Source organism: Sphingobacterium multivorum (genome assembly GCF_900457465.1).
In the GTDB taxonomy this organism is placed as follows: domain Bacteria; phylum Bacteroidota; class Bacteroidia; order Sphingobacteriales; family Sphingobacteriaceae; genus Sphingobacterium; species Sphingobacterium multivorum.
In genome coordinates, this window is sequence record NZ_UAUU01000009.1 from 612,417 (window position 1) to 638,065 (window position 25,649).

Annotated in this window: 21 protein-coding genes and 1 tRNA gene; 5 read left to right on the plus strand and 17 right to left on the minus strand. The window is 41.5% G+C overall.

Annotated elements, in window-relative coordinates:
- Positions 1-35: 35 nt before the first annotated feature.
- The 4 genes from DTA23_RS14180 to DTA23_RS14195 form a co-directional block, all read right to left on the minus strand.
- On the minus strand, positions 36-617 hold the full coding sequence (locus DTA23_RS14180) for a MiaE family protein (RefSeq protein ID WP_046673102.1): 582 nt from the start codon (positions 615-617) through the stop codon (positions 36-38).
- A gap of 71 nt (positions 618-688) precedes the next feature.
- Positions 689-1,729, minus strand: coding sequence for an LLM class flavin-dependent oxidoreductase (locus DTA23_RS14185; RefSeq protein ID WP_112375089.1), 1,041 nt, complete (start codon positions 1,727-1,729; stop codon positions 689-691).
- A gap of 171 nt (positions 1,730-1,900) precedes the next feature.
- Positions 1,901-2,569 carry an AcvB/VirJ family lysyl-phosphatidylglycerol hydrolase gene (locus DTA23_RS14190; protein ID WP_112375090.1) on the minus strand — a complete coding sequence of 223 codons (669 nt, stop codon included), beginning with the start codon at positions 2,567-2,569 and terminating at the stop codon, positions 1,901-1,903.
- A 21-nt stretch (positions 2,570-2,590) separates the two neighbouring features.
- A complete protein-coding gene (locus DTA23_RS14195; protein WP_112375091.1) occupies positions 2,591-5,185 on the minus strand; it encodes a phosphatidylglycerol lysyltransferase domain-containing protein in 2,595 nt (864 codons plus the stop codon).
- 124 nt (positions 5,186-5,309) lie between these two features.
- Here DTA23_RS14195 and DTA23_RS29195 point away from each other — a divergent pair, with 124 nt between their 5' ends.
- Genes DTA23_RS29195 through DTA23_RS29205 form a run of 3 tightly spaced genes read left to right on the plus strand, consistent with a single transcriptional unit; the run spans position 5,310 to position 6,547 of the window.
- Positions 5,310-5,693: a hypothetical protein gene (locus DTA23_RS29195; protein WP_256603786.1), complete on the plus strand. Its 384-nt coding sequence runs from the start codon at positions 5,310-5,312 to the stop codon at positions 5,691-5,693.
- Positions 5,635-6,315 carry a glycosyltransferase family 4 protein gene (locus tag DTA23_RS29200; RefSeq protein ID WP_256603788.1) on the plus strand — a complete coding sequence of 227 codons (681 nt, stop codon included), beginning with the start codon at positions 5,635-5,637 and terminating at the stop codon, positions 6,313-6,315. Before DTA23_RS29195 ends, DTA23_RS29200 begins: the two co-directional genes overlap by 59 nt.
- Positions 6,245-6,547, plus strand: coding sequence for a hypothetical protein (locus DTA23_RS29205; RefSeq protein ID WP_256603789.1), 303 nt, complete (start codon positions 6,245-6,247; stop codon positions 6,545-6,547). Before DTA23_RS29200 ends, DTA23_RS29205 begins: the two co-directional genes overlap by 71 nt.
- Before the next feature lie 47 nt (positions 6,548-6,594).
- On the opposite strand, the gene DTA23_RS14205 is transcribed toward DTA23_RS29205, so the two are convergent.
- The 3 genes from DTA23_RS14205 to dcd are packed head-to-tail and all read right to left on the minus strand — an operon-like array spanning position 6,595 to position 8,200.
- Entirely contained in the window at positions 6,595-7,395 is an 801-nt protein-coding gene (locus tag DTA23_RS14205) for an MBL fold metallo-hydrolase (protein ID WP_256603791.1), read from the minus strand.
- Positions 7,380-7,664: a hypothetical protein gene (locus DTA23_RS29210; protein ID WP_256603793.1), complete on the minus strand. Its 285-nt coding sequence runs from the start codon at positions 7,662-7,664 to the stop codon at positions 7,380-7,382. Before DTA23_RS29210 ends, DTA23_RS14205 begins: the two co-directional genes overlap by 16 nt.
- Complete coding sequence (gene dcd, locus DTA23_RS14210) at positions 7,664-8,200, minus strand: dCTP deaminase (RefSeq protein ID WP_046673098.1); 537 nt, start codon at positions 8,198-8,200, stop codon at positions 7,664-7,666. Before dcd ends, DTA23_RS29210 begins: the two co-directional genes overlap by 1 nt.
- 119 nt (positions 8,201-8,319) lie before the next feature.
- Here dcd and DTA23_RS14215 point away from each other — a divergent pair, with 119 nt between their 5' ends.
- Positions 8,320-8,961, plus strand: coding sequence for a 4'-phosphopantetheinyl transferase family protein (locus DTA23_RS14215; RefSeq protein ID WP_112375444.1), 642 nt, complete (start codon positions 8,320-8,322; stop codon positions 8,959-8,961).
- A gap of 110 nt (positions 8,962-9,071) precedes the next feature.
- Positions 9,072-9,142 (plus strand) — tRNA-Glu (locus DTA23_RS14220).
- A 113-nt stretch (positions 9,143-9,255) separates the two neighbouring features.
- Here DTA23_RS14220 and DTA23_RS14225 read toward each other — a convergent pair.
- The 10 genes from DTA23_RS14225 to DTA23_RS14265 all read right to left on the minus strand — a co-directional run bounded on the left by DTA23_RS14225 (position 9,256) and on the right by DTA23_RS14265 (position 25,621).
- A complete protein-coding gene (locus tag DTA23_RS14225) occupies positions 9,256-10,323 on the minus strand; it encodes an IS110 family RNA-guided transposase (RefSeq protein ID WP_112374335.1) in 1,068 nt (355 codons plus the stop codon).
- Between the two features lie 330 nt (positions 10,324-10,653).
- Positions 10,654-11,997 (minus strand): BT_3987 domain-containing protein, encoded by a 1,344-nt coding sequence (locus DTA23_RS14230; RefSeq protein ID WP_112375092.1) that lies wholly within the window; start codon positions 11,995-11,997, stop codon positions 10,654-10,656.
- A 25-nt stretch (positions 11,998-12,022) separates the two neighbouring features.
- A complete protein-coding gene (locus DTA23_RS27760) occupies positions 12,023-12,196 on the minus strand; it encodes a RagB/SusD family nutrient uptake outer membrane protein (protein WP_218565387.1) in 174 nt (57 codons plus the stop codon).
- Positions 12,174-13,862 carry a RagB/SusD family nutrient uptake outer membrane protein gene (locus DTA23_RS14235; RefSeq protein ID WP_218565388.1) on the minus strand — a complete coding sequence of 563 codons (1,689 nt, stop codon included), beginning with the start codon at positions 13,860-13,862 and terminating at the stop codon, positions 12,174-12,176. The genes DTA23_RS27760 and DTA23_RS14235 overlap by 23 nt, the downstream gene beginning before the upstream one ends.
- A 14-nt stretch (positions 13,863-13,876) precedes the next feature.
- Positions 13,877-16,126 carry a SusC/RagA family TonB-linked outer membrane protein gene (locus DTA23_RS14240; RefSeq protein ID WP_172462420.1) on the minus strand — a complete coding sequence of 750 codons (2,250 nt, stop codon included), beginning with the start codon at positions 16,124-16,126 and terminating at the stop codon, positions 13,877-13,879.
- On the minus strand, positions 16,080-17,195 hold the full coding sequence (locus DTA23_RS14245; RefSeq protein WP_172462421.1) for a SusC/RagA family TonB-linked outer membrane protein: 1,116 nt from the start codon (positions 17,193-17,195) through the stop codon (positions 16,080-16,082). The genes DTA23_RS14240 and DTA23_RS14245 overlap by 47 nt, the downstream gene beginning before the upstream one ends.
- A 180-nt stretch (positions 17,196-17,375) precedes the next feature.
- Positions 17,376-18,548, minus strand: a complete 1,173-nt coding sequence (locus DTA23_RS14250; RefSeq protein WP_112375095.1) for a FecR family protein — start codon at positions 18,546-18,548, stop codon at positions 17,376-17,378.
- Between the two features lie 204 nt (positions 18,549-18,752).
- Positions 18,753-19,331, minus strand: coding sequence for an RNA polymerase sigma factor (locus DTA23_RS14255; RefSeq protein ID WP_112375096.1), 579 nt, complete (start codon positions 19,329-19,331; stop codon positions 18,753-18,755).
- A 131-nt stretch (positions 19,332-19,462) separates the two neighbouring features.
- Positions 19,463-22,246, minus strand: coding sequence for a DUF8487 domain-containing protein (locus DTA23_RS14260; RefSeq protein WP_112375097.1), 2,784 nt, complete (start codon positions 22,244-22,246; stop codon positions 19,463-19,465).
- 6 nt (positions 22,247-22,252) lie between these two features.
- Positions 22,253-25,621, minus strand: a complete 3,369-nt coding sequence (locus tag DTA23_RS14265) for a tetratricopeptide repeat protein (RefSeq protein WP_112375098.1) — start codon at positions 25,619-25,621, stop codon at positions 22,253-22,255.
- Between the last annotated feature and the right edge of the window lie 28 nt (positions 25,622-25,649).

Below are 25,649 nucleotides of genomic sequence, written 5' to 3' on the forward strand. Positions count from 1 at the left end.
GTATGTGTTTTAAAATAGGTAGGAGCGAGGTTCAATTAGCCATGAATGGCTTCTTTACTTCCGTACGACTGAATTAGCTTCCCTTCAAATTCCAACCACTCCTTCCAACGCTTTTCTACGTCGACGTCTACGGAATATTTGCGTGCAAAATTTAGAAATGTGGTATAATGATTTGCCTCAGACACCATTAAATCATAGTAAAACTTCGCAAGATCTTTATCTTGAATATTTTGTGAAAGCACTCTAAAACGTTCGCAGCTACGGGCTTCAATCATCGCCGCGAATAATAAACGGTCAATAAAAGCCATATTTCTACTGCCATCTTTTTTAGAGAATTTCATCAATTGACCGACATAATCATCTTTTCGTTCACGACCCAAGGTATAGCCACGTTCTTTGATGATATCAATAACCATCTTAAAATGTTCCATTTCTTCGATTGCGATTGCTGTCAGCTCATGCACCAAATCTTCGTGTTCTGAGTTGTTGGTAATTAAGGATATGGCATTTGAAGCAGCCTTTTGTTCACACCAGGCATGATCTGTCAAAATCTCTTCTAAATTTCCTTCTGCAATGTTTGCCCATCGCGGATCTGTCAACAACTTTAATCCAAGCATCTTACTCTCTAAAATGATTTACGACACAAAGGTAGCGAATATCTGAGCGTTAAAAAAATGATAATCGCTCTTTAGGCATCTTTATGAAGAGCCTTTCGAATTTCAGGTGCTATTTTCTCACCAAAAATCTCAATAGAACGCAGCATTTCTTTATGCCCAGGGGCGCCCACATCCATATGTGCAGAGAAGCGTGTCAATCCAAATTTCTCCTGTATTTGCAATATTTTATCTACGGCATAAGCAGCATCCCCAACAATAAGGTGTCCTCTGGAAGATCTTCCGAAGTCATATTGTGTGCGTTGGTATGGCGGCCATCCACGACTTGCACCGATACGATCCATCTGTGCCGAATAAATCGGATAATAGTAGTCTGCTACCTGCGCGTTGTTATCGCCAAAGAACGCATGCATATGTACCCCGACCTGAAAATTAGCCATATCATGCCCATTATCCTCATATGCTTGACGGTACATGTCAAATAAATGATCGAAGCTTTCATACATCCCGCCGATGATGGCAAACATAACCGGTAAGCCCAACTTTCCGGCACGGATCACAGAAGATGTTGTGCCACCTACTGCAACCCAAATCGGTAGTGATCCATTTTTAGGTCTTGGGAAAACTTCCTGATTGATTAATGGTGCTCTAAAATTACCGCGCCAAGTAATTGGATTTTGCTTGTTCAGACGAAGCAAAAGCCCTAGTTTTTCCTCAAACAACTCGGAATAATCTTTTAGATCATAACCAAATAAAGGGAAAGATTCAATGAAGGATCCTCTTCCTGCCATGAGCTCAGCACGTCCATCGGATAAAAGATCGACGGCTGCGAAATCCTGAAATAATTTAACCGGATCGGCAGAACTTAATACCGAAACTGCACTGCCCAATTTAATATTTTTGGTAACGGTAGAAGCCGCAGCCAAGATAATTTCGGGTGCTGCAACCGCATAATCTGCACGGTGATGCTCCCCTATTCCAAAGAAATCCAATCCTACTTGATCCATAAGCTTGATCTCTTCAATAATTTCTTTCATTCTATCTTGTGCTGCCTGGATTTGACCTGTAACAGGATCTATCCTCGAGTCGCCAAACATTCCTATTCCTAATTCCATTTTTATCTATTTTATAAGTCATTCAAAAGTAACACCTTCTTTCCCTGAATTATTTGATCTAGGATAAGAAAATGATACCGCACCATACCCTGGATCACAAAAAAATAAAGAGCTGTCTATTTGGTCGCTTACTTGATCTGGCCATCAACAAAGTTATACTAGGCTCCTCGGCTAAAAGAGTGCAACAGTATTCTTCGCGACCTGGTCTGCATTGCCACTAAAATGATGCCCGCCGGAGAGGTATTTTTTTGTAAAATTCTTAAGTGTTATCTTCTGTATCGGGAAATCAGCTTCATCATCACCAAGAATAACGCCCGTTTTGACTGCACCCATTCGATTGATTTCCGCGATCACGTCAAGACTCCGTTTTGTATTACTCCGACCCAAAATATCCGCTATATGGATCTCCAAATCTGTTGACACAGATGGTTCCAGCAGGACAACACTCTTTAGGTTCTTCTTAATGACGGGATCCAGGCGATTAATAATAAAAGGAACCGCGTCTGCGCCAAATGAATACCCCACTACAAAAAGATGTATATTTTGCCGTGCTAAGAGTATGTTTTTCAGTGTATTCGAAACATCGGCAGCAATCTCACTCGGGCTTTTCTTCTTCCAGAAATAGGTTTTCGAATCGATCGCTGCCACAGTATATCCTACTCCAGCAATCAGCTCACAAAGCTTGTTAGAGAATGAATTAAATCCACCATCGCCACTCAGATAGAGAACCAAAGGTAATGCAGCTTTATTGTTCCAATATTTCATGTCAATCAAACGCTGTTGTGCAAACGCATGAAACGCCATGCCAGCAATTATTAATAAGGTAGCTATTTTTTTCATCTGTACAGCATCTACATGAAGCTATTCGTTCGGTTTCATGACTTTGACCAGTGCTACAGGAAGTTGTATGAGATCAAAATCATTATCAAATATAAGGTATTTATTTTCCCAAAATGTCGCATACTTCTCTTTAAAGTCGCGCAGGCTATGGTAATGTTTAAAGTTACCCAATCGTGTTGAGGCAAATTTCATAATCTTTTCTGCGGGACTATCTGTCGCCCCCAACCCCGTCATCGGTACCATGCCCAAATTTAGATAGACGTACTTTTTGGCCTTAGCATACGCAATAAGCTCAACAATCAATGCATCCATGCTACCACCCGGTGCATCAAGAGACTTCCGAATCATATCGTAGGTGCACTCATCTTTCGCATAGTCGGGGATGATATTCAGAAAGGCTACGATAGTATTCTGCTCATTTTTCAGTACAATGATATCTTGCAAAATAAGCTCATTTTCATCAAACATCCCTTGCGAAAAAACCATTTCCTTTTTATCAAATTCTTTTAACCATTCGTTGGAAATTATCCTTAACTGATCTATAATTGCCTTTTCCTGCGGCGCTTTCAACACTTCTGTTGTAAAACCCTTTTTTTGAATTGCATTAAGTCCATTGCGTAATGACTTACGTTCTTTTCCTTCGAGCTTGAATGTTTCCAATTCTAATACAGCCTCTTGTCCAATGGTGATCTTCTGTTTACGTAGGGATGAAAAATGAACCAAACTATTTTCATCAACACGGTAATAAATGGCCTTTAAACCATTCGCATAACAGTATTGATCGAATTCCTGGACCAACTCTTCCTTATCCCCCTGTTCACAGACAGGCTCATCCAATACAATAGCAAATTCATTCGCCAAGCGATAAGCGGTAAATCCCTCCGAGACTTCTGAGAAAAACAAACTCTTATCTTTTCCCAATTTAAAGAAATCCATGGGAGACTGACCAAACTCAATCAATAATTGTTCTGCACGTTCCAATTCAGATTGGCTGGAGTCTTCATCTGCGAGGAGACGGGGACGAGCTAACGCGTAGATTAGTAGGAGCCAACAAAAAAGTCCAAGTACTTGCGTAATCCGCAGGAATTCTTGTCCAAATGCCGTTTGGGGCATCAAGTCATCATCAGCAAACAAGAGGAAGCTTCGTGCTGTATGATAGATAGATTGTCGCCAGGTGAAGTCGACACCGAAATGCTGTTTATCAATGAAGTAGAAGCTCAATACGTCAAACAGGCATATGGCTAGGAGAGCAACAAAAAATGTGATAAACCCGATTCGCACCCAGCGAATATTACTCTTGATCCGATATTGCTTATAGCTCACGGCCAGTAAAATCAAGGTCAATAAAGCAACCGAAGCTTCTTCATAGTCCAATGCCTTAAACACGTGCCCAAAAAGCGACAAGGCGCTAAACGCCACGGCGATCCAAAATGCAATTCGGAAACCTTTGATCAAGTACGCCGAGGTCACCAACAGCCCTAAGCCTAACACTAACACCATAAATTTGGACGCGTGAATTGCTTCTAAAGGCAAATAGAAACGATCAAGTTTCATCCGGTCGGCCAAAGGAGGCGTCAATACAGATACGAGATTTACCATGCCCAAGAAGAAGATAAGCAGCGCTGGGCCAATACGTGCCAGCAATTGTTTCCCACGCCATGCAAAAGCCAGAAGCCCCAGGACTAAAGGTAACCAAAATTCGAATGCCCGGTAGAGAATTGTAATGCCCAATCCTTCTGCCTGCGAGTAGCCGTACGCTTTAAAAATATACAGCATAGTCAACTCTACAGCCCCAAGCCCCCGTAGAAAAGGAGAAACAATCATCAATACCACCGAAACAGTATAGGCAATAGCCGCAGCCTCGAAAGAGTGGTCCAAACCAAGGGCATACATACTTACAAAAGCATGGGCAATACCGCAGCATTCAACGACCATCGATGCCAGCATGGTACCCAACAAATATTTTAGCTTGACCTCTCCTGAGAATATTTCATCAATATTAGAGGCTACAGCAGGAAATTTTAGTTCAACCCAGCGATAGACGCCTTTGTGTGTTCTAAAAGACCAAACGAGCCAAAATACGACGCCCAGAAGCAGCCCCAAAACCACCAATGAGATCCAGGCATCACCAAAATTTTTATTGTGCCAAATCGTATACAATATAACAGGTACACCGATCAGAAAGACCGTCAGTAGTCCGACATAGCCATACAGCGCCCCTGCTTGATGAATTTGCGTCGTATTCAAATTTCTTTTTCGCAACTGCGTCGTTGTATATGCCAAAGAACTAATCCCACCCGCAGGCAGAAACACACTGAGTAAATTTCGCTTGAGGAAAAGATCAATAGCGATTCTCAGGTTAATAGAAAGGCCTATCGCTTTAAAACTCTGCACATACATCAATCCCTGAAGTACAATATAGACGAGAGTAATTCCTACGCCGACCAAAACCCAGGTTAGATTGGCCGCACACAAATGTGGAATGATGGCAGCAAGCTCTTTTCGTTCATTTCTAAAAAATACAAAGGCCAACAAAATAACCAAAACAGCTATTAGTTCCTTCCAATAGGTCTTTGGTGAAAAATGTCGAATTCGTTGCGCAATAGTTTTGGCCATATAATCGTTTAATGATGAATAACCTTGAGATATAGTATAAACACGAAATAAAGCTAATCGTTTGAAAATGACTAATTGTTAATTTTTCGTCAATTCTTTTCACATTAATCAGTAATTTTCCGGCATGAAAGAGAAAAAGGTTTTGTTCATCGGACTGGTGTGGCCAGAGCCAACATCTTCAGCAGCGGGCTTCCGTATGATGCAATTAATTGAGACGTTTATTAATCGCTCTTATCAGATTACATTTGCTTCTGCTGCTGCCAAATCGCCGTATAGTGCACCTTTACAGTCTCTCGGGATCCAGGAACAGACCATCGTGCTGAATAGCAACAGCTTTGATGAATTTATTGCGCAACTTAAGCCCGACATTGTTGTATTTGACCGCTTTATGGTAGAAGAGCAATATGGTTGGCGTGTTGCACAGCATTGTCCAAATGCACTCCGCGTACTTGACACGGAAGATTTGCATTTTTTGCGTCAGGCGAGACCAGACATCCGTCAAAAATAACGGTGATTTTTCCTTTCAAGAGTTATTTACCGATACGGCCAAACGGGAAATTGCCGCGATATTGCGCAGTGACCTCTCGTTGATCATTTCCGAATCCGAAATGAAGATTCTGATCGAAGAATTTCGCATTTCACCCGATATCCTTTATTATCTCCCTTTTCTCGAAGATGAGATCACTGCTGCAGATGTGGAGCAATGGAACACCTTCGAAGAGCGCAAGAACTTATTATTTATCGGAAATTTTATCCATGAGCCGAACTGGCATACGGTACAATACCTAAAAACACAAATCTGGCCGCAATTACGGAAGATGCTCCCCAAAGTGGAATTACACATTTATGGCGCCTATGCAACCCAAAAAGTACTTCAGTTAAACAACCCAAAAGAGAATTTCCTGATCAAGGGCCGAGCGGAATCTGCTCGTCTGACCATGGAAAGTTACCGTCTACTGGTGGCTCCAATTCAATTTGGTGCCGGTGTGAAAGGGAAGTTTATCGACGCCATGCAGACAGGTACCACCATCTGTCACCACGAAAGTTGGTGCAGAAGCCATGAAGGGCAATTTGGACTGGAATGGCTTTATCGAAGACGATCCCGAAACGTTCTGCCGAAAGACTGTTGAGCTCTACGAAAATGAAGATCTTTGGAAAACGGCCCAAGAACATGGTATCCGTATTATCAACGAACGTTATGAAAAACGAAAGTATCAGTCCGATTTTATGACTAATCTATCTTTATTAAAAGTACAGATTGACAGGCATCGTCAACAAAACTTTATTAGTCAGATATTATTGCACCACACGATGCAGAGCACAAAATATATGTCTTTATGGATCGAGGAAAAAAATAAATAGATCCTTAGTTAACTTCCCGCCACCAAGGGGCGTATACGGTATCTAATTTATTCAAATGGATCATTTCCCCTATTTTTGGCGTAAGCAGTGTGATCTGTTCTTTGTTCGCCGTCTCGTAAAATTTCTCCATGGGTTCTTTCCAATCGTGCCATCGCCAACGCGAATTTAGAAGAGTGAACGGGTAAAATAGCTTTGGCCTTCAGATCCTTCGTTTCAGCAGCCCATTCATCAGGTAAAGAATGGATATAATGCCAGGCATCGTTATACTGGCCATTTTCCAAGATCGCTAAATCAAATGGACCAAATTGGTCACCTATTTTTTTGAAGTGCTTACCATACCCACTATCTCCCCCCAAGAAAATGCTGTACTTAGAAGTTTTTAACACAAAAGATGTCCACAAGGTATTATTCCGTGTAAATCTACGTCCCGAAAAAGTGCCTTGCGGGGTGTGAAGGTTACTTGAAAATCGGGCGCCAGTTTTATCTGGGTCATACCAATCACCCTCGATGATCTGATCGGCCTTGTATCCCCAAGATTCAAAATGCGCCCCTACTCCGAGACCACAGATCACCTGACCGACTTTATCCCGCAATTTCACAACAGTCTCATAGTCCAGATGATCGTAATGATCATGCGAGATAAACAAATAGTCAATTTTCGGAAAAACCATCGCCGCATAGTCGACCGACATCTTAAATGCTTTATTGCTACCTGGTATGGGAGAAGCATTTGAGCTGAATACTGGATCTACCACTATTAATTTTCCATCTAACTTCAATAGATAGGAGGAGTGACCAAACCAAATCAGTACGTCATCTGCGGGAAGATGTGCTAAATCGCATTCCATAGCTGGCAATACACTGATAGGTTTAAGTGGGGATTCTTGTTGAAAAGGAAATCCCACAACAAAGAGACCATATTCACATCGCCTTTCAACGATGGCGTTACTTCGAGGTTATGAAAAATACCATTTTTAAAATTGGGGGACTGTTTCATACGTTCAAGCCGAGCTCCTTTGAAACTTCCGCCAAACATTGGATGAACAAAATAATAAAGCACGCTACTGATGAGCGCAATCAATAGCGTCGCTAATACAATCCATCCAATCGTTTTCATTAGAAGTTATTCTTCCACATCATCGACTCCACCGGACGGATGGTCTTGCCATTGTATTTTGCGTTACCTTTGGTGTTATAAAATGTCTCGATATCGCCTTCTACAGCAAAATAGATCAATTGTCCAATTGGCATTCCCGCGTAAACCCGAACAGGCTGAGCAACCGAAATTTCCAAGGTCCAGGTATTACAGAAACCGACATCGCCCTTTCCTGCAGTTGCATGAATATCTATCCCTAAGCGACCAGTACTCGATTTGCCCTCTAAAAAAGGAACATGTTTATGCGTTTCGGTATACTCTTGCGTAACACCTAAATAAAGGGTGTTGGGTTCCAAGACGAAACCTTCTTCCGGGATTTCAAAATGCTGAATTTCATTGTGCTTCTTGGCATCAAGTACACGGTCTGCATACGTTGCCAAATATTTCCCCAAATGCACATCGTAGGAATTTGTTCCTAAACATTTACGATCAAATGGTTGAATGACAATGCTGCCATTTTCAATCTCTTCGAGAATTCTTTTATCAGATAAAATCATGTGTATCAAAATAGCAAAAGCATCAGGCAATGCTATACAAATTCAAAAATACAGTTCTCCCACTAATTTTACTTCATTTTTCAAAACAAAAATCTGCGATTTGTTTTTTAAATTTGGGTATGAGTCTAGTGTATCTACGTGAAATTGATAGCCAAACCAAATTTGCAATTTGGCGAATTGAGGAATCGGACGACGATTTACTGTCGAAACTTCAATTGGATGAACGTGAAAAAGCGAAATTAGGGTCTTTCAACAAAGGGAAAAGACGGTTACATTGGCTTGCCACCCGTGTGCTGTTGCGCACCTTATTAAACACATCCCGTTATATAGAATGTCCATCTGATGCAAATGGCAAGCCTTATCTCGCCAATTTCCCCCAAAAAATATCACTTTCACACTCATTTGATTATGCCGCAGCTATGATCAGTACAAAAGGAGAGGTGGGTATCGACATGGAAATCATCAAAACAAAAGTAGAGCGTATCCAACATAAGTTTCTAAAACCTGCGGAGCTTGCATTCATCGCACAGGATGAGAACCGATATGAGCAGCTTTATGCTTGCTGGTGCGCTAAAGAAGCGATTTATAAACTTCAGGGAAATGCAGGGGTCTCCTTCTTGAATAACATGACCATACAACCATTCGACTATCAGGTGCAGGGTATATTAAAACTCGAACTCCACAGCGATCAACATACACATCTATATGACGTACATTACGAGAAGTTCAATGAATATATGCTCGCCTACGCTGTAGAATAGGTCCTTTAAAAAAATAATTTTTCTCAATTTCAATGAATTAGCACACAGACAGCACTTTTTTTTTGTGCTTTTTGAAAAAGCTTCTATATTTGCATCATCGAAAACGATATGGCCCGTTCGTCTAGGGTTAGGACGCAAGATTTTCATTCTTGAAACAGGGGTTCGATTCCCCTACGGGCTACAAAAAGCGACTTCAAAAGAGTCGCTTTTTTTATTTTAGGAACAAATATTAAAAAAGCAAAAAAGGTACTGTTATAAATTCCAAATATTTAGACAAAAAAGTATTTTTGTATTCTAAAGAAGTTCAGCTACTGAACTATCTTGCGTAGTCTCGGTTTTCGGATCGAGACTACCTCTTTGGTAGTTTTCAATAAATTCAGTATCGTTTTTCCAAAGCGTATAAATCAACACTAAGAGTTTCCGCTGTATTGCCACCTGTCCAATCATTTTCGATGCCTTATTGTTTTTATTGATTCTGATATAAGTTTCTTTTAATGCTTCATTGTACCTACAGGCCACCATCGCTGGGAAATAAAGTGCATTTCTGATATATCTGTTTCCTTTCTTGGAGATCCTAGTCTTGCCTTTAATCGAGGTGCCAGATTCTCTTTGCACTACATCATAGCCTGAATAGCTAACCAATTGTTTTGAACTATGAAACTGCTCAAAACCCATTGTTTCAGCTAATATCGTTGCTACCGTAATCAATCCTACACCTTTTATCGTCAAAACCTTTCTGACATGCTCCTTCAGTACATCTTCCTTTTCGATAGCTTTCTTAATTTCTTTCAGGCATCTTTCGATTTCCTTATCTATCTCAGTAATGAGTTTTTTGTTGCTCTTGGTAATAAATACTTGGATATCATGTGCGCAGTCCTTGCTGTGACTAATATTGCCAAGTGTTGTCTTTTGTTCCTGAAGCTGAACATAGTAACGAGTTAGATTCCTGAGCTGCAAGAGTGTGCTTGGTGGTGGGGACCACAACTTATGAACTCTCTCAATACCAAACTGACTTAGAATTCGCGCATCAACTGCATCTGTTTTTGTTTTCACATTAAGACTAGAGAAATAGTGTTTTGAGGTGTTGGGAAGCACAACATGAACCCTTTTTTTGATTTTGTATAGATGGTGGGCCAGGTTCTCATAATAAACGCCTGTGGCTTCCATGAGAAATACTAGCTCCGAATCTGATACAATCAGACCTTTCACCCAACGTAATAATTGATTGAAGCCTTTACTATCATTACCAAAGTCCAGGACCTTTGAGAACGTTAATTTGCCATCTTCCGCCTGTTGACATAAACAAGCTGTAAAGGTTGATTTTGAGATATCTATCCCAATGCATTGCTTTCTAATAGCCATAATTAAGAATTTAAATCATATTGACTCAATTCTCCTTCGTCTATCCTTTTGTTTTATTCAAGCTCGCTTCGCGGCCTTAAGTACTGTTCAGACTCCTGAGAATAAAATCGTGTGGGCGAAACCTTTTTTACGGTATAACTCAAAGTTTACCTAGCCACTTCTGGCCTCACACGAACAGCCAATATATTTTGCATAACAACAATATAATGACCTTTTTAAAATTCTCAGTAAAAATAAAAGGCACTCCGGAAAATGGAGTGACTTTCAGCTCTACCAGATTGCAAGCTAGACTATACTTGAAGTTGTATTACGTCTAATCTCGGATGCATTTTATAATCCTTTGACATATACTTCTGCTATAGCGGATGAAGGCGGACGATTACTTGCTGTTACCGTACATTTTAAATAACGGGCTTTTGTCGTCGGAACATTCACGGCCAAAGTCGATTTGGGACTGTTTGTTCCGAAATCAATCTTCCCTATTGGATTATATGTTTTATTGTCATTACTAGTCGAAAACTCAACGACTTTTAGGTCATTATTCCATAACCTTCTTGTTAATTCAATCATCATCACATTATATTCCTTTCCAAAATCTATTATGACATAATGCGGTAATGGGGGTTCTCCTCCCATCCAGACATTATGCCAGTAGGTATCGGGATTCCCGTCCAATATATTTTCCTTTTCACCACCGCCAATCCATTCGGAAGAAGCCGCAATTACTTTCCAGCCACTACGGGGGATATCTGGCGGTTGAAAGGACACTGGAACCAATATTGTCGAAGCATCGGGGTTAATACCATTTTTTGAAACAGACTTAATCCGTAAAGGCAACGCATACTCCCCAAATAAATTGGTTGTTCCATCAATAAGTCCTTTTTTCAGAATAGTGTATGAAAAACTCGTTTTATTCTCCTTCGCAGCAATTTTATACGGTGCAGGCAGAAGCTGATAGGCCGCTTTTGGTAGTAATTTCAACTTCTTATCGTCTGATACCGTTCCGTTGTAATTATCCAAAATCACGGGATCCACTTCAATTTCATAGTCAAGATTCCATTGATTGGGATAATTGGTGACCAATGTCGCTTTTCCTACGACCTGTTCAGCTCCTGTGGGGCTCAGTTTGATCTGATCAAGCTGCAGACCCGGTGAAGTGAATTCCAAAAATGGGTCTTTAACGTTAGGAATCAACAATGTCGTTGCCATTTCAGGTTTCAGCGCATGTAACACCCCTCCCTCTGCTTCAATGCGGCACGGAAGCACATATAATTCCTTATATTTTCCTTGCAGCACTTTTATGCGCTCAGTATCAAAAGCAACTGCAATATCCTGCAGATAATCCTTTTTTTCAAAGGCTAGTGTTGTATTTACAATTTTATAGCAGTCAGCAGGAAGCAGCTTATAATTTGTCCCTTGCTGCGCGTTATAGGCTGCTAGGTACGCTTCGTCAATCTTGAAGTTTATCTTTGCTCCCTGTTGTCCAATTCCAGCCTTAACAACAGTTACATTATAATCAAATTTTCCCCAGTCAAATACCGTTATTTTATTCTCTTTGAAATCTCTGAAATAAATGGTGTCGTCGACCATGTTGTTCATTCGATCCTCCTTTTGACATCCATTCATCAGGAAAAGTGTCAACAGGAGAACACAATAGGATATATAATTTCTCATCGTTTTCAGTATTATTTAATAAGTACTACCATCCATAGTTCTGTGTAATGTTGATCATCTCGCTCAGTTGCTTTTGCTGTATCGGGAAGAAATAATGTTTGGCCTGAAAACTTCGCTTTCCAGGAAAAACATCTTTGCTCCGTTCCCAAGAGGATTCATAATAAGTTGCGGCAACATTACGGGTATAAATAGGGCTCATTCATTTCTTCCTCTGCAATCATCCAGGTTCTCAGATCGGGGTAACGATGGCCTTCAAATGCCAATTCGACCATTCTTTCTTTTCGCAGCAATACCCGCAGGAGTTCTTTATTTCCCCGAACCTCTGGATAAGCAACTTCCAAGTCGTTCAAGCCGCTCCGTTTACGTACCAGGTTGATATATTTTAACGCCTCCACTTCATCACGAGCAGGTTTTTCATTGCAAGCCTCCGCGTAGTTTAGATAGATCTCAGCCAAACGATAATATGGCCATGCAAACTGCCCCCAGTTACCTGCTTCGATATCATTTGTTGGATCACTCATTCTCCGCCACAAGTAACCTGACTTTACGCAGTCCCCTGTTTTCGTATACGAAGATGTTCCGCCGTCAAAGAATGTCACCTGTCTGGGTTGAGGTTTTGGATTGGTCCAATACATTCCATTTGCCAAAATGGATGCGTAGAAACGTGCATCCCTTCCGACACAACTGTTGTGCGCCTTAAAGGCGGCAAAATTGTCTAACGGATGTACATAGTTATCTGTAAATCCCGTTTCTTGGTATCCTGATTTTTCATCAATTATAGGCTGTCCATTGCTACTGTAACCTGTAATCGGGTAGCGTCCTGAACTTGCCATCGGATAGCTGTCGACCAGTTTTAGCGAAGGTGCATAACCGCCCCAGCCCATCGTCACAACTCGCGGTGGAGCCGTACGGACGTTATAATTGAAGCCGTCATCAGACCATCTTCCCCAAATAATTTCCGAATTCCACTTATCAAAATAAATACCCATGTAGGATTTAATTGCACGTCGAAAAGAGTTCGTCTCTTTGTTATCTTGGTAAAGTGCATACACATTCAGGTCAATCAACGCTTTGGCAGATTTGGCCGCAAGCTCCCATTTATTGGGATCTGCGGTTTGTGGAAATAAGAATTCACCGCTTTTATTCCTTATTCCTATATAAAGTTTCGCTCCGTTAAATAGCGGCCTAGCCATATACAGCAGTAATTCAGATTTTGCGGCCATCACAGCCCCTTTTGTCAATCGACCATACCAGGCTTGATCAGTTATTTCCTGTGGCAATACGGCACTTGCTTTATCAAATTCAGAAACTATGAAATCCACATTTGTCTGCAAAGACATACGATCTACTGTTGTTGGATCAATTTTACTATCGGGAGCACGATCGCCCCATACAAATACAGGTCCATATCTTTTTAAAAGCAGATAATAAAAATAGGCTCTTAAAAAACGGGCTTCGGCTTTCATAATATCTTTAGTAGCAGCACTCAATTCCACATTTCTATCAATATTTTCAATGAAAATGGTTGCCTGATTAATCCCTTTATAATTCTGTTCCCAAGTTGTATAATCCTGGGTTGTCACGCCCCATGCCCCATTCGCAAAGTTAAGCCATGGAACCCAGGCTACCCATGAAAATAAGGCTTCATCACTCAGCGGAACATTTCCGCCTTCACCATTGAACATATCATGTTCTATAGGCAAATAGCCATACACCTGAGCCAGATACTGTTCCGTGGTTTTCCGTTTATTAAAAACCTCTTCTAAAGTCATTTGATTTTCTAGATCCACGTCGAGATATTTGCTACATGCCCCGAGGGAAAATACCAGTAATAGGCAGGAAATCGAGTATATATACTTTTTCATTATTATCTTTCAGATTAAAGTGTTACACTTAAACCAACATTAAATACACGCATTTGGGGATAGCTGCTTCCTGAAACTGTTTCCAGTTCAGGATCCCACAACTTGAACTTACTGAATGTGAACACATTTACGCCTTGTGCATAAATACGCACGATTGACATTTTCCATTTTTCCGTGAGCTGCTTTGGCAACGTATAGCCCAATTCTAGATTCTTCAAACGGATAAAGCTCATATCGCGTTGCCATAAAGTGGAAGCCTGAGAGTTATTGGCAATATTAAATGAGAGCCGTGGATAAGTTGCATTTGGGTTAGGGTTGTCTGCACTCCAGCGGTGATCAGCGACATCCGAATAGATCTGTCCATAGCCCCAGATGTTGCCAGTTTGACCATATAGAGGTCCTCCCGCTATAATCCGGGATATTTGTCCAACGCCATGGAAAAAAGCCGATAGATCAAATCCTTTCCAAGATACACTGGCGCCAAATCCATAATTCCATTGCGGCATATCTGTATCACCTATCGCTACTTTATCTTCTTCTGTAATTTCGCCGTCTCCATTGATGTCCCGATATTTTACATCACCGGGACGTATCACATCGCCATAGCGTTGAATCGGGCTATGCGCGATTTCCTCTTCTGACTCAAACAGCCCCAAAGCAATTAATCCGCGCTGTTGTCCCCAGCGTTGTCCTATTTCAGACTGATATGCCCATCTTGGAATCGGCTTGTCATCAAATAATTTTTTATTTCGATTGTAAGTTAGATTACCCCGGACCTGTATGCCAACTTCTCCCTGGCGATGATTAAACTCCAAGGATCCTTCGGCCCCTTTATTTTGCATCTGTCCAATATTAACATAGGGTTTTACATTAATTCCCACGATGGAAGGCACACTTTCCTGAAGAATGTAAATTCCATCACGTTTCTCCGCAAAATAATCGGCCTGTATGGTCAATTTGTTGAAAAGGCTTAACTCAAGCCCGATATTACGCTTTAATGCACTTTCCCAGGCAACCAGTGGATTCCCCGGATAACCGGTTGCTATACCCTGAAGATAATTTTTGCCACCAATGCCGAAAGAATAGCCACCATCGAGCTTCATTTCTGAATTGTAAGCAAATCGACGTGAACCACCGATTTTATCGCTACCAATCCGACCAATTGATCCCCGAATTTTCAGAAAGTTAACGACAGGCAATAGCGACTTAAAGAACGCTTCATTACTAATAACATAGCCCATAGCCAGGGAAGGAAAGAAACCAAAACGTTTCTTTGGCGCAAAGTTCTCAGATCCATTGTAGCCAAAGTTACCTTCGATAAAATAGCGGTCCTGGTAGGAATAGGTCAAACGTGAAGCAATCCCCGTATTACGATAGGGGAATGCTGCGATATAATCCCGTTCTGGAAAGTTATTTGTCCGCTCGCGCATGGAGAATAAAAATAGTCCTCCGACGCGATGCTTGTTTCCAAACAACTGGTCATACATCAGGGAACTTTCAAAATTAGTCGCACGCTCTCCCGAATGATAGTCGGCTAAAGCAAGATAATCGCTGCCATTACCGTTATCTTTTAAAATAAGATTCCCTTCGCTGTCCCGCGGTTTTGTTTTGTCAACATAATAGGTGGTTGGTGCCTTTCTTTTGTCTAATGTCGAAGAGTTCTTTGCATCCCAGGAAAATTTAACATTCGCTTTTAAACCGGGAGTTATCAACTCCGAAAAATCTTGAGTGATACCAATCAACGACTGCGCATTATTCCAGAAATCCTTCGAGAATCCAGTAGTATTGAGCGAATAATAGGGATTTTGTCCTCCTTGTGGCTGCGCATAGGCGCCATTTGAAAACTGGGTAGGTGTTGCCACTGGTGTGGTGTGGAGCACAATATCATACATATCACCCAAATTTACACCTAATCGGTTTTTTGTTTCGTATTGATTGGAGAGGTTTAGGTTTACTTCAGTCGATCGAGACAGTCTAATATCAACATTCGATCTAAAATTAATCCGGTCGAAATTCACAGATGGATCATAATTCGATGTTTTTCGAGGCTGAAAGATCCCATTCTCTTTCATATAAGAACCCGAAACGTAATATTTAATAAAATCTCCTCCTCCAGTCACATTTACATTCAAACGTTCATTTGATGTTCTCTTTTTAAAGATCTCTTGCATCCAATCCACATTTGGATAAACATCTGGATCTACTTTATTCACATATTTATTTATCTCTTCTTGTGTCAATGGGGGCTTTTCCAGAAGCTTCAAAATTGATATCGTTATAATAATCTAACCATTGAGCAGCATTTGCCAATTTCGGTAGGACAACAGGTTCCAACATACCGCGCTCAACACGTGCATTGATACTCGGTTTAACACTTTTCTTTCCCCTTTTTGTTGTAATGATCACAATACCATTTGCTCCCCTTACGCCATACACGGCTGTGGCAGTTGCATCTTTCAAGACAGAGAATGACTCGACATCCTCGGGGTCTACGAGGTCCATGGGACGTTCGATCCCGTCCACCAATACCAGTGGACCGGTCCCCCCCGCAAAACTGCTCACCCCACGTATCCAAAATGACGTTGCAGAGCCGGGCTCTCCCGAACCTTGAACCGTAACAACGCCCGCCATCTGTCCCGCCAATGCGCTGCTGATCTTAGCAACGGGAGTTTTTAATTGTTGCGGGGAAACGCTACTAATTGCACCCACTACGCTAATTTTACGTTGCTTTCCATAAGCAACAACTACAGCTTCCTCCAGATCGCTTACCGCAGGCTCCAAAGTGATCTTCAGCTGATTTGACGCACTAATATTCCGCTCAAACGACTGAAATCCTACGAGCGAAAACTGCAGCACCTTATGCTGATCTTCAATTTCCAAGGCAAATTGCCCCTGCGCATCGGTCTTCGTTCCAATAGTTGTCCCCTTAACCGAAACCGTGACACTTTCCAATGGCGCTCCCTTCGTATCAGACACAACTCCTGTTATTCTACGCCGCTGCAAGAACACCGCGGTGCTGGAAGCAACTTGCGGAGAACCCACTTTGGCCATAATCAATACCGTGTTCAGATTCAATTCGTAAGTCAGGTTTCTTTCCGACAGAAACTCTTGTAGGACCTCTTTAAAGTTTTTGTGATTTGCTTTAATGGTCACTCTTTTCTGTTTATTAATCAAACTGTTATTGTACAAAAACTCGTACCCCGTTTGTTTTTGAATCTCATCCAGGACGTCCACCAAACGTCCATTTTTTATATCCAATGTCACTTGTTGACCAAAGCTAGATGCATGAACATGCACCATGGAGATGATGAGGATTAGTATGCATACTTTCATCCTGATAAATGCTTTTACAAAGAATTTTTGTGTAAAAAAGCAACTTTTGCTATTCCTTTTATACATTTGTATAGGTTTGGTGTTAAATGGTTTATAACTCAATTAGGTTTATTTAATTGCTAAACTACGATCGGGAGTGTTGCGAGCACTTCCGATTACTTTTAGCTCAAAGTCTCATTGTTACATAACAAGGACCCTCCCATCCTGAATTTTAAATTTATAATTGGATATTTTTTCCAGCTGCCGGAGTAAATCCGAGAGCTTTTTGGTCCGCTTTATCATCCCCGTAAATTTATCGGTGGACGATGAATTCACCTTCACTTCTTTGATATCATACCATTCGCCCACTTTTTGCAAGACAGTCTCGATATTATCTTCTGTAAAGCGGAAGAAGCCATCCCGCCAAGCGAGAACCTCTTTTAGGTCGGCTTCCTGTACGGAAATTTGTTTCGTATGCAGATTGGTTTGTGCTTGCATTCCAGGGCTTAAAATCTGCTGATTATGCCCCGCACTTACAGCAACCTTACCTTTGATTAAAGTGGTCAGGATTTTAGTTTTGCTGAGATCAGAGGCAATATTGAATTGTGTTCCCAACACTTTGACCTGGGTTTGTTTCGTCTGAACAATAAATGGTTTTCTACTGTCATGAGTGACATCAAAATAAGCTTCACCATCCAAGAATACCGTTCTGGTATGTTCATCAAAATGTGTTGGATAGGTCAAGCTCGCGCCCGAGTTTAGTTGAACCTGTGTGCCATCAACCAACTTCACGGTCAATGCGCTACCTTTTGGACTCAGGAAAGTTCTCATCTCAGATTTGCCCTCGACATTATTTTTAACTTGATATACCACTGTACCATCTGTTGCTTTAATGATGCTCAGACCGTTTTTATCCAAGGTTTCAGGATGATCTTCTGAAATTGAATATTGGTCACCATTGGAAAGTTTAAGTATAGGCGCACCGTTTTCTGGCAAGGCGATTTCCCTTGGTGAGACGGCTTGTTGAGAAGTTCCTTCCTTCGCGCTTTGTTGGACCAGAAACAGAATTGAAAAACAAAAGACAACAATTGCGGCAGCAATCCCCCCCCATTTGATGTAGCGCAGCTTTGATTTTCTTCCATCTCCTATCTCTTTATGATGTCCGCCTATTCGACTTGAGATCTGATTTAAAACCTGATCCCTGTTAAATAGCTCCGAGCGTTCAGGAACTCTTTCGCCCATACGTTCAAAAAGATCGGAGAACTCAGCTTCTTCCAGCTGATCTAATTGATCGAGCATCTCTTTCAATTCCGAACGAGAGATTGTATTCCTAAAATAATGGGTTAGCAAATAGCGTAGTCTTTCTTCTTGCATGGTCAAATTGGTTCGTACTTTCTAAGTATTTATTTCAGTACACCGCCAAAACAGAAAAGGACTACAGGAAGAGATATTTTTTTTATTTTTTTTTAGATCCTTATGAAATTGTTATAGGTATAAAATTTCCAATGGAACTTCAGTCCAACTGTTTAGCATATCGATAAGCAGTTAGGAGGATTCCATCAATCCATGAAATCCTTTTCAAAAAAAATAGAAAAATAAGGATAATAGCCGATTTCGTCCAGAACGGACTTGTTTTAAATGTTTCGATGCTCTCGCAAGATGGTTTTTTACTGTGTTCTTAGAAAGATTGAGTTCCGCTGCGATTTGATTGTGGGGTATTCCTTCAATTCGGCTTAATGTAAAAACAAGTTTTTGTTGTTCAGGAAGTTGAGCAAGGTAATTTTCTATTTCATCGGCAAGTTCCTTTCGTTCTATTAAACCATCGGCCCTATCCGAATGATGTTCAATATGGTAATATAGAAGCTCAAAGGCCGAATGAGAACGTTTGATGCTTCTTAGTTTATTGAGACACTCTCTTTTAGTCAATACATAGAGGAACGGCCAGAGATCCACATCCTGTTTTATAGTTTCTCTATTGGTCCACAGTTTCACGAAAACTTCCTGCACAACATCCTCGCTCCAACCTGTATCTTTAAGCAAGTGAAAAGATACATCGAAAATGCGGTCTGCATATCGTTCGTAAAGTTTTGGTAAAACAGCCTGCTTCCCTATAGAGAGCGCTTGGATCAAATTGGCTTCATCATTTTCTTTTCTCATAACTAAAGCTCCCAATCTTCAGTTTATTGGTCATTGTGCTTTTCAGGTAACAATTAGATTACAAGGCCAAGTTAACAATTATTTCTACATATTAATCAAGCATATTAAATTTTTCCAAAGCGATCTTATCGTTAATAGATCGCTTTAGGTTCGGATTTTTCCTGTGCTTCTTTGTAGCGTAATACCTGCGATAGTATAGCTGGATTTTCGATCACTTTAGGCCTAAACTTTGTACTGTTCATATACGTTAAGATAGAGCCCAACAGCTGTCTTGCAACGGGTCTGTTGGCTAGATCTGCCTCCAGATCAAACGAAGCAATCATCAGTTTGCCCGCTCCGACTGTCCCTTCAAAAAGAGATGCTAATCTCCTATTATTAGCAAAGTTGTCAATGAGCTCTACAATTGCATTTCCGCCTTTGATCTCATCCGTAATTAGCGTAGTCGATTTAATTTGGAGATCCCACCATTGCCAGTCTGTGTGATTATCTGTTGGGAAATCGGCAAATACAGGGTGTTTAGGGTCACAAAGCAATCCCATGGTACCGGCCTGTTTTGGAAAATGTACGGGGCTCCAAAAAACAGGAACGAACTTCCCTTCAATACCGTTTATTTTCTTCCAATCGGGATTTAAAAGCACCTTTTTCCCATCTTTCAGCAAGCGCATCGCTTCCGCCAGATCGCGCGTATAACTCACGTCCCCAAAATCAACAGCGAGCTGTTGAGGGTATACCCAAATATTCCAATGATTTTCATAGGATGTACCTTCCAGTTTAAGTTGAATTGTCAATTTCTTCGCCTGTCCAATTGCTTGTAATGGCACTTCTAAATGCCCCACATGCCCTTGATGTCCCTTTCCAATGGTCGACTGGAAATGTCCTTGTTCGATTATTTTCCCCCCATCCTTCAGGAACCAGCTAATCCCCTGATTCTTCAAAACCTCTTGGCCGTAATTACTCACATCGATAGAAGCTTCGAACGTTTCATTGTTGGTATATACAGCTTTCGCAAACTGGAGCAAAGGCACTACTGGAGCGCTAAATTGTCGAAATTCTGCCGCAGGAAGTATATCTTTACTGTCCCAAAAAGCATCTAATAAGCCTACCAGCGCCGTTCCCTGACCAGGGAAATCGTGAAGATCAAGGAGCTGATACCCGCTGATACCAGGTGTCTTCAACGCTCTTTCCATCTCCTCCTTATATAGAATAGCAGCCAATTTTCCTGAAGACATCGTATATGCTTTGGCCTTATGTAATAATCCCTTTTGTTTCAGATCTTCTGCTACAGAAATGAAGTTTAGCGGTTTTAAAACACCTTTATATTTTTTGATTTCGGCGAGATTTGGATAGACAGCATATTGTCCAATTTCATGCGTCACGACCGGAATCGAAATTCCTTCCAAAGAATTGCTGTAATTTTTATTGAATGTGGGTGCTTCGCTATTAAATACACCTTGTCCCCGTACCCAGCCCTTAGCTGTCCACTGGGTAATCAGATAATCATCATAAGGTTCTTCCTTCACACCATGCCCTTGCTGGAATGTAAAAGAAGTTGCCGTATAAAGATGCCGTCTGTCTTTCTGCTTTAGGTGTTTTACCAAAGTATTCAGCGCATTGAAATCACCACTCAACTCATTACCCATACTCCAAAAACAAAAGGACGGATGATTTCCGTAAGTCTGCATTATTCGATCGGCCTCTTCATAGAGAAAACTCATCACTCCTTCATCTTTACCAATATTATTCTCCCAGATTGGCAACTCAATTTGAAGATAGAATCCCAATTCGTCGGCAACAGCAAAGGCCGCCTCCGGAGGACACCATGAATGAAACCGGAGATGATTTAGTCCCCATTCGCGCGCTGTCAGAAAGACTTTCCGCCAACCGGCCTTATCCATTGGCGGATGTCCCGTTAACGGGAAAATACTGCATTCCAATGTTCCTCTCAAAAATAAAGGCTCACCATTGACTTTTAGGATTGTCCCATCAGTAGAAAGCTCACGCATACCTATTGAGGTACACAACGTTGATACGGCATCTGCAGCTTCCAATTCCAGACCGATGTCATACAAATGCGGCGAAAATTCGCTCCAAAGTTTCAGTCTATCCCCAAGAAGGTAGCTTAGGTTGATCGTTGAATCCCCTGGCGAGAGCTGAATAGTTTTTTCAACCGGTGGTAGGGAACCCCTATTGTCTTTTACCGCTATTTTCAGTTTACCGACAATGCCTTTTGCTAGTTTATTACGGAGATTGATCTGCAGATTGATTTCCTTCTTCGCTAGTTTAGGGCTAGCGTACACCGACTTCAGACGCACCGCATCATAGGCCTGAATAGCAATCTTTCCAAGAATACCATTCCAGATAATTTGGGTGTGATCGGTATAAGCATGCGCCATATCATCAACGCTGATTGGAAGCTTCTTTCTGTTATCTACGCGGATTGTCAACCGATGTTTCTTCCCAGTTTTCAGAAGTGAGCTTAGGTCAAACTCATGCGGACTGACAAGGCTACGTTGCTTTTGTACCACTGCTACCCCGTCGATCCAAACCATGGACTCCCAAAGAACACGCTCGAGGGTTAAGATCATCTCCTTACCAGCCCAACCTGCCGGAATTGAAAGTTCCCGCGTATACCATGCTGCCCCAACATAACGATGTGCTCGCGTTAAATGCGAAAGCTGAGGTTTGGCAAGAGCAGGTGTCAACGTATTTAAGGTTCCTAAACCCGCATCATCTGTTGTTCCTGGTAATTTGATCGATGTTTCGAACGATTTACCAGCCCAGCCCTGCTCGATACCGACATCTTCGGGATCAAGCCGAACTTTCCACTCACCTGCAAGGTCAAGCCGATTTAGTCCATCTGCCGAGACCATGTAACTTTGAAATAGAATGACGAATACTATGATATAGCGATACATACGAAATTAATTCTTTAAAGAAGTTTCACCTAAGAAAGAATGCATGATAGCCTGGCTCCCCTGGTGATTGGGATCCAACTGCCGAACTTGTGCAAAATAATCCATTGCCAGAGCACGATCCCCATTCCCCAAATACCCCAATCCCATGACATACAGACAATGTATTTTATTCTTATCATCCAGATTTTCCTCCCAAATATCCATATCAGGTAAGGAAACTGCAAAATAATCTATTTTAAAGGGCTTGTCAATAAATAACTTTCCATGATCTATTAAACATTGAAAACGTTGCTCAGCTCGCCCTGGATCACCAAGCTCATGCCAGGCTAAACCTTGATAGAATATCTTATCTGGTTGTGGATCATTATAGAAAAGGGCTTGCTGGGGTTCATCAGCACCTTCTGTTGCTTTATAGAAATAAACCTTAGCTTCTTCTTCCCGACCCAATAAACGATAGACAAGCCCTTTATAATAGTGAATGTCGTTTTGCTCCATGGTAATCAGCTTACCTTCACCAAGATTATGTGGATAATAATCAATTGCCTCTAGCAAGGAAAGCGCCTGCTGCGGTTCATTTTGCAATATCGATTTTTTGGCCAATTCCAGCTGACATATCGTGTATTGACGAGAGACCTTACCTTCTCCTCCTTCCCAGGGCTTAAACTGCCGGGAAGCAAGCAACGTTTTCGCGCGCTCGTATTCGCCCAACAGATTAAACAGGGTGATCCGCTCCAAGAATAGATCATCTCTAAGCGTCACCAAATTTGGATATCGATCGAGTAACGCCAACCTCTCTTTGTAAGGACGGCCCTCCTTTTTGTAAAGCTGATGAAGCTCCATGAGTAAACGTGCATCAGTTTCATCCAATGAAAATGCCTGCTCCAATAAAGTCACGGCTTCCTTCTTCTTACCTATCCGATTATAATAAGCTAAAGCCAAATTGCGAAAAACGGTAGGAAACTCTCCATCCAATTGGATCGCATGCTCCCAACAGTCTGCCGCATCCTGATGCTGTCTTTTTCCATACCAAAGATTGCCCAAATAATACGAGGCTTTTGCGTCAGCACTATTTAAACCGATGGCATGTCGGAGAATTGCAATCTCTTCCAAACGATTTGGAAAACAATAGGTAGGATCCATAGTCATGGCCTGATCACAGTAACTCTTTGCCCTGTCGCGCAAGCCTAACTGGGTCGCAAAATAACCTAGTGTATAATATACCATAGGGTATACTAAGCTTACGTCTTCAATGGTTTTTTCCAGCAGTAACGATGCTTCTTCATACAGACCGGCATGCGCAAAATCCAATGCGTACTCCATCACACTATGAATATTTACACGCGCTAAATCGAGAATAGGAGAAAAAATGGATTCTTCTTTATTTAACAGGTACCATTCGAATCGACAGCCCATATTAAAGGGATCCAATTCCATTGATTCCTGAATAAATGCTAAAGCGGCATCTTTTACCCCAAGTTTTCTTAAAATAGAGGCCTTCAGCTGTCGTCCTTTGTGGTGATACCAGTTTCGGCTCAATGAGTGATCTATTTTTTCCAAAGCAGCTTTCCAATCGCCTCTCTTTGCATCAATTTGTGCCAAACCAAAATAGCCAGAGTCCTTCCAGGCTGCATTCCATGTTGCTTTGTAGAAAGCTGAATAAGCTCCATTCAAATCCCCAGATAGTTGCAGAGCTACACCTAGGTTGTAATAAGGTTCTCCATCATAAGGATTGGGATTACGCTCCGTAGCGCGTGCGATAGCGGTCTCAAAATAAGGAATAGACTCCTTTATCTTACCGCTTCGCAACAAGAAAACACCCATTGCATTATTACATCGGATATCGTTCGGTTCACGTCGCAGCGCTTCCTTATAATAATCCAATGGATTATAAGTTGCATGTCGGTACTGTTCCAAATGCTGTCCCGTCAAAAACAATTCTTCGATAGAACGAATATCTTCGGGTAGCAATGCTGCCTGTGCTGGTTTGGGTATGTCTTTAGCATCCTTTGCCTCCTCTTGCTGGTAGAACAATATTTCATGGTTATTTTTATCGTACACAGTCAATAGGAGTTCGGTTGGATCACTGTCCAATCCAGCAACACTTTGGGTATAAATATTCCGAGGAGAACAGTCCGTTTGTTCGTCCAAATAGATTTTACCTGCCGTATTGCGTAACAAAATACGTATACCTTCATACGTCCCCGTTGTATATAAGACAATGCGAGCGGTCTGCTCCCTAACCTCCATATTGAGCACCACACCTTTTGTTGCATTTTTCACCTGTCCGACTTCTGCGTAAGGCATAAAATACTGAGACCAGGATTTCACTTCATAAGGTTGTAACCAAGCAAAATCAGGCTGATTATCGGTATATACACCGGCCATCAATTCAATGTACGGTCCATTTTCATCGGTCAAATTTCTATCCCAGGCGACACCAAAATCACCATTTCCCCAGGTCCACTGTTTTTTCCCGGGTGAAATGTGATGATCGGCCACATGCAACATCCCCGCATTGGTCTCACCGGCCTCATAGCCGCCAACGAAATTGTATTTCGATTGAATGGCCATATAGGATGTCGGAACAGGAATATTCTTGTATTGTGCTATATCAACACCAGCTGAGTAGTCGTACTTGTAGTAGGTCCCCGTAGCAATCGGAAAAGAGGAAACCTCTCGCTTTCCATGATCAAAAACGGCATTGACATCGGGAGGGAAGACGGAAAAATAGTCATCATTCACAACAACAGCCGGATTGGCCCACCACAGAAAGGTTTGTGGCAATGCTGTCCGATTATATACCTGAACCTTAATTTCTAGATATGCTTTATCGGGATGCAAAGTAAATCCCTGCATGGCCTTCATCCGAAACATACGTTCGATTTCGTTGCACCAAACCGTAATGCTTCCGTCGCTATTGTGTTCGATTAAATGCTCTGTTGGCATAAAAGTAGTCGGTCGATGATGCTGTGGCCAATTAAATTCAATCCCTCCCGAAATCCAAGGGCCAGTAAGCCCTACCAGAGCCGGCTTGATCACTTCGTTATAGTATACAAAATGCCGTTCTCTGACTTTATCATAAGCCATATGAACCCGCCCACCTAAGGCTGGAAGAATCATCACCTTGATATATTCATTTTCAAGAAATAGCGCCTGATAGATCTTGTTTCGCTTCTGATCGCTAATTTTCTCTATGATTGGATAGGGATATACTACCCCTGAGCTACCTTGATATACGCGTTTTTCTGCAAATATGGGATTCTTCTCCATCGTTCCAATCTCGTATGTTGGAATAGCAACTTGCTCCTCCCATGCTTTTACGATCCCTTTTTGATCCACTGTTGATTTTATGAGGTAACGAATCAATTCTGTCATTTTCTTAATACGCTAATAGGTTTATATA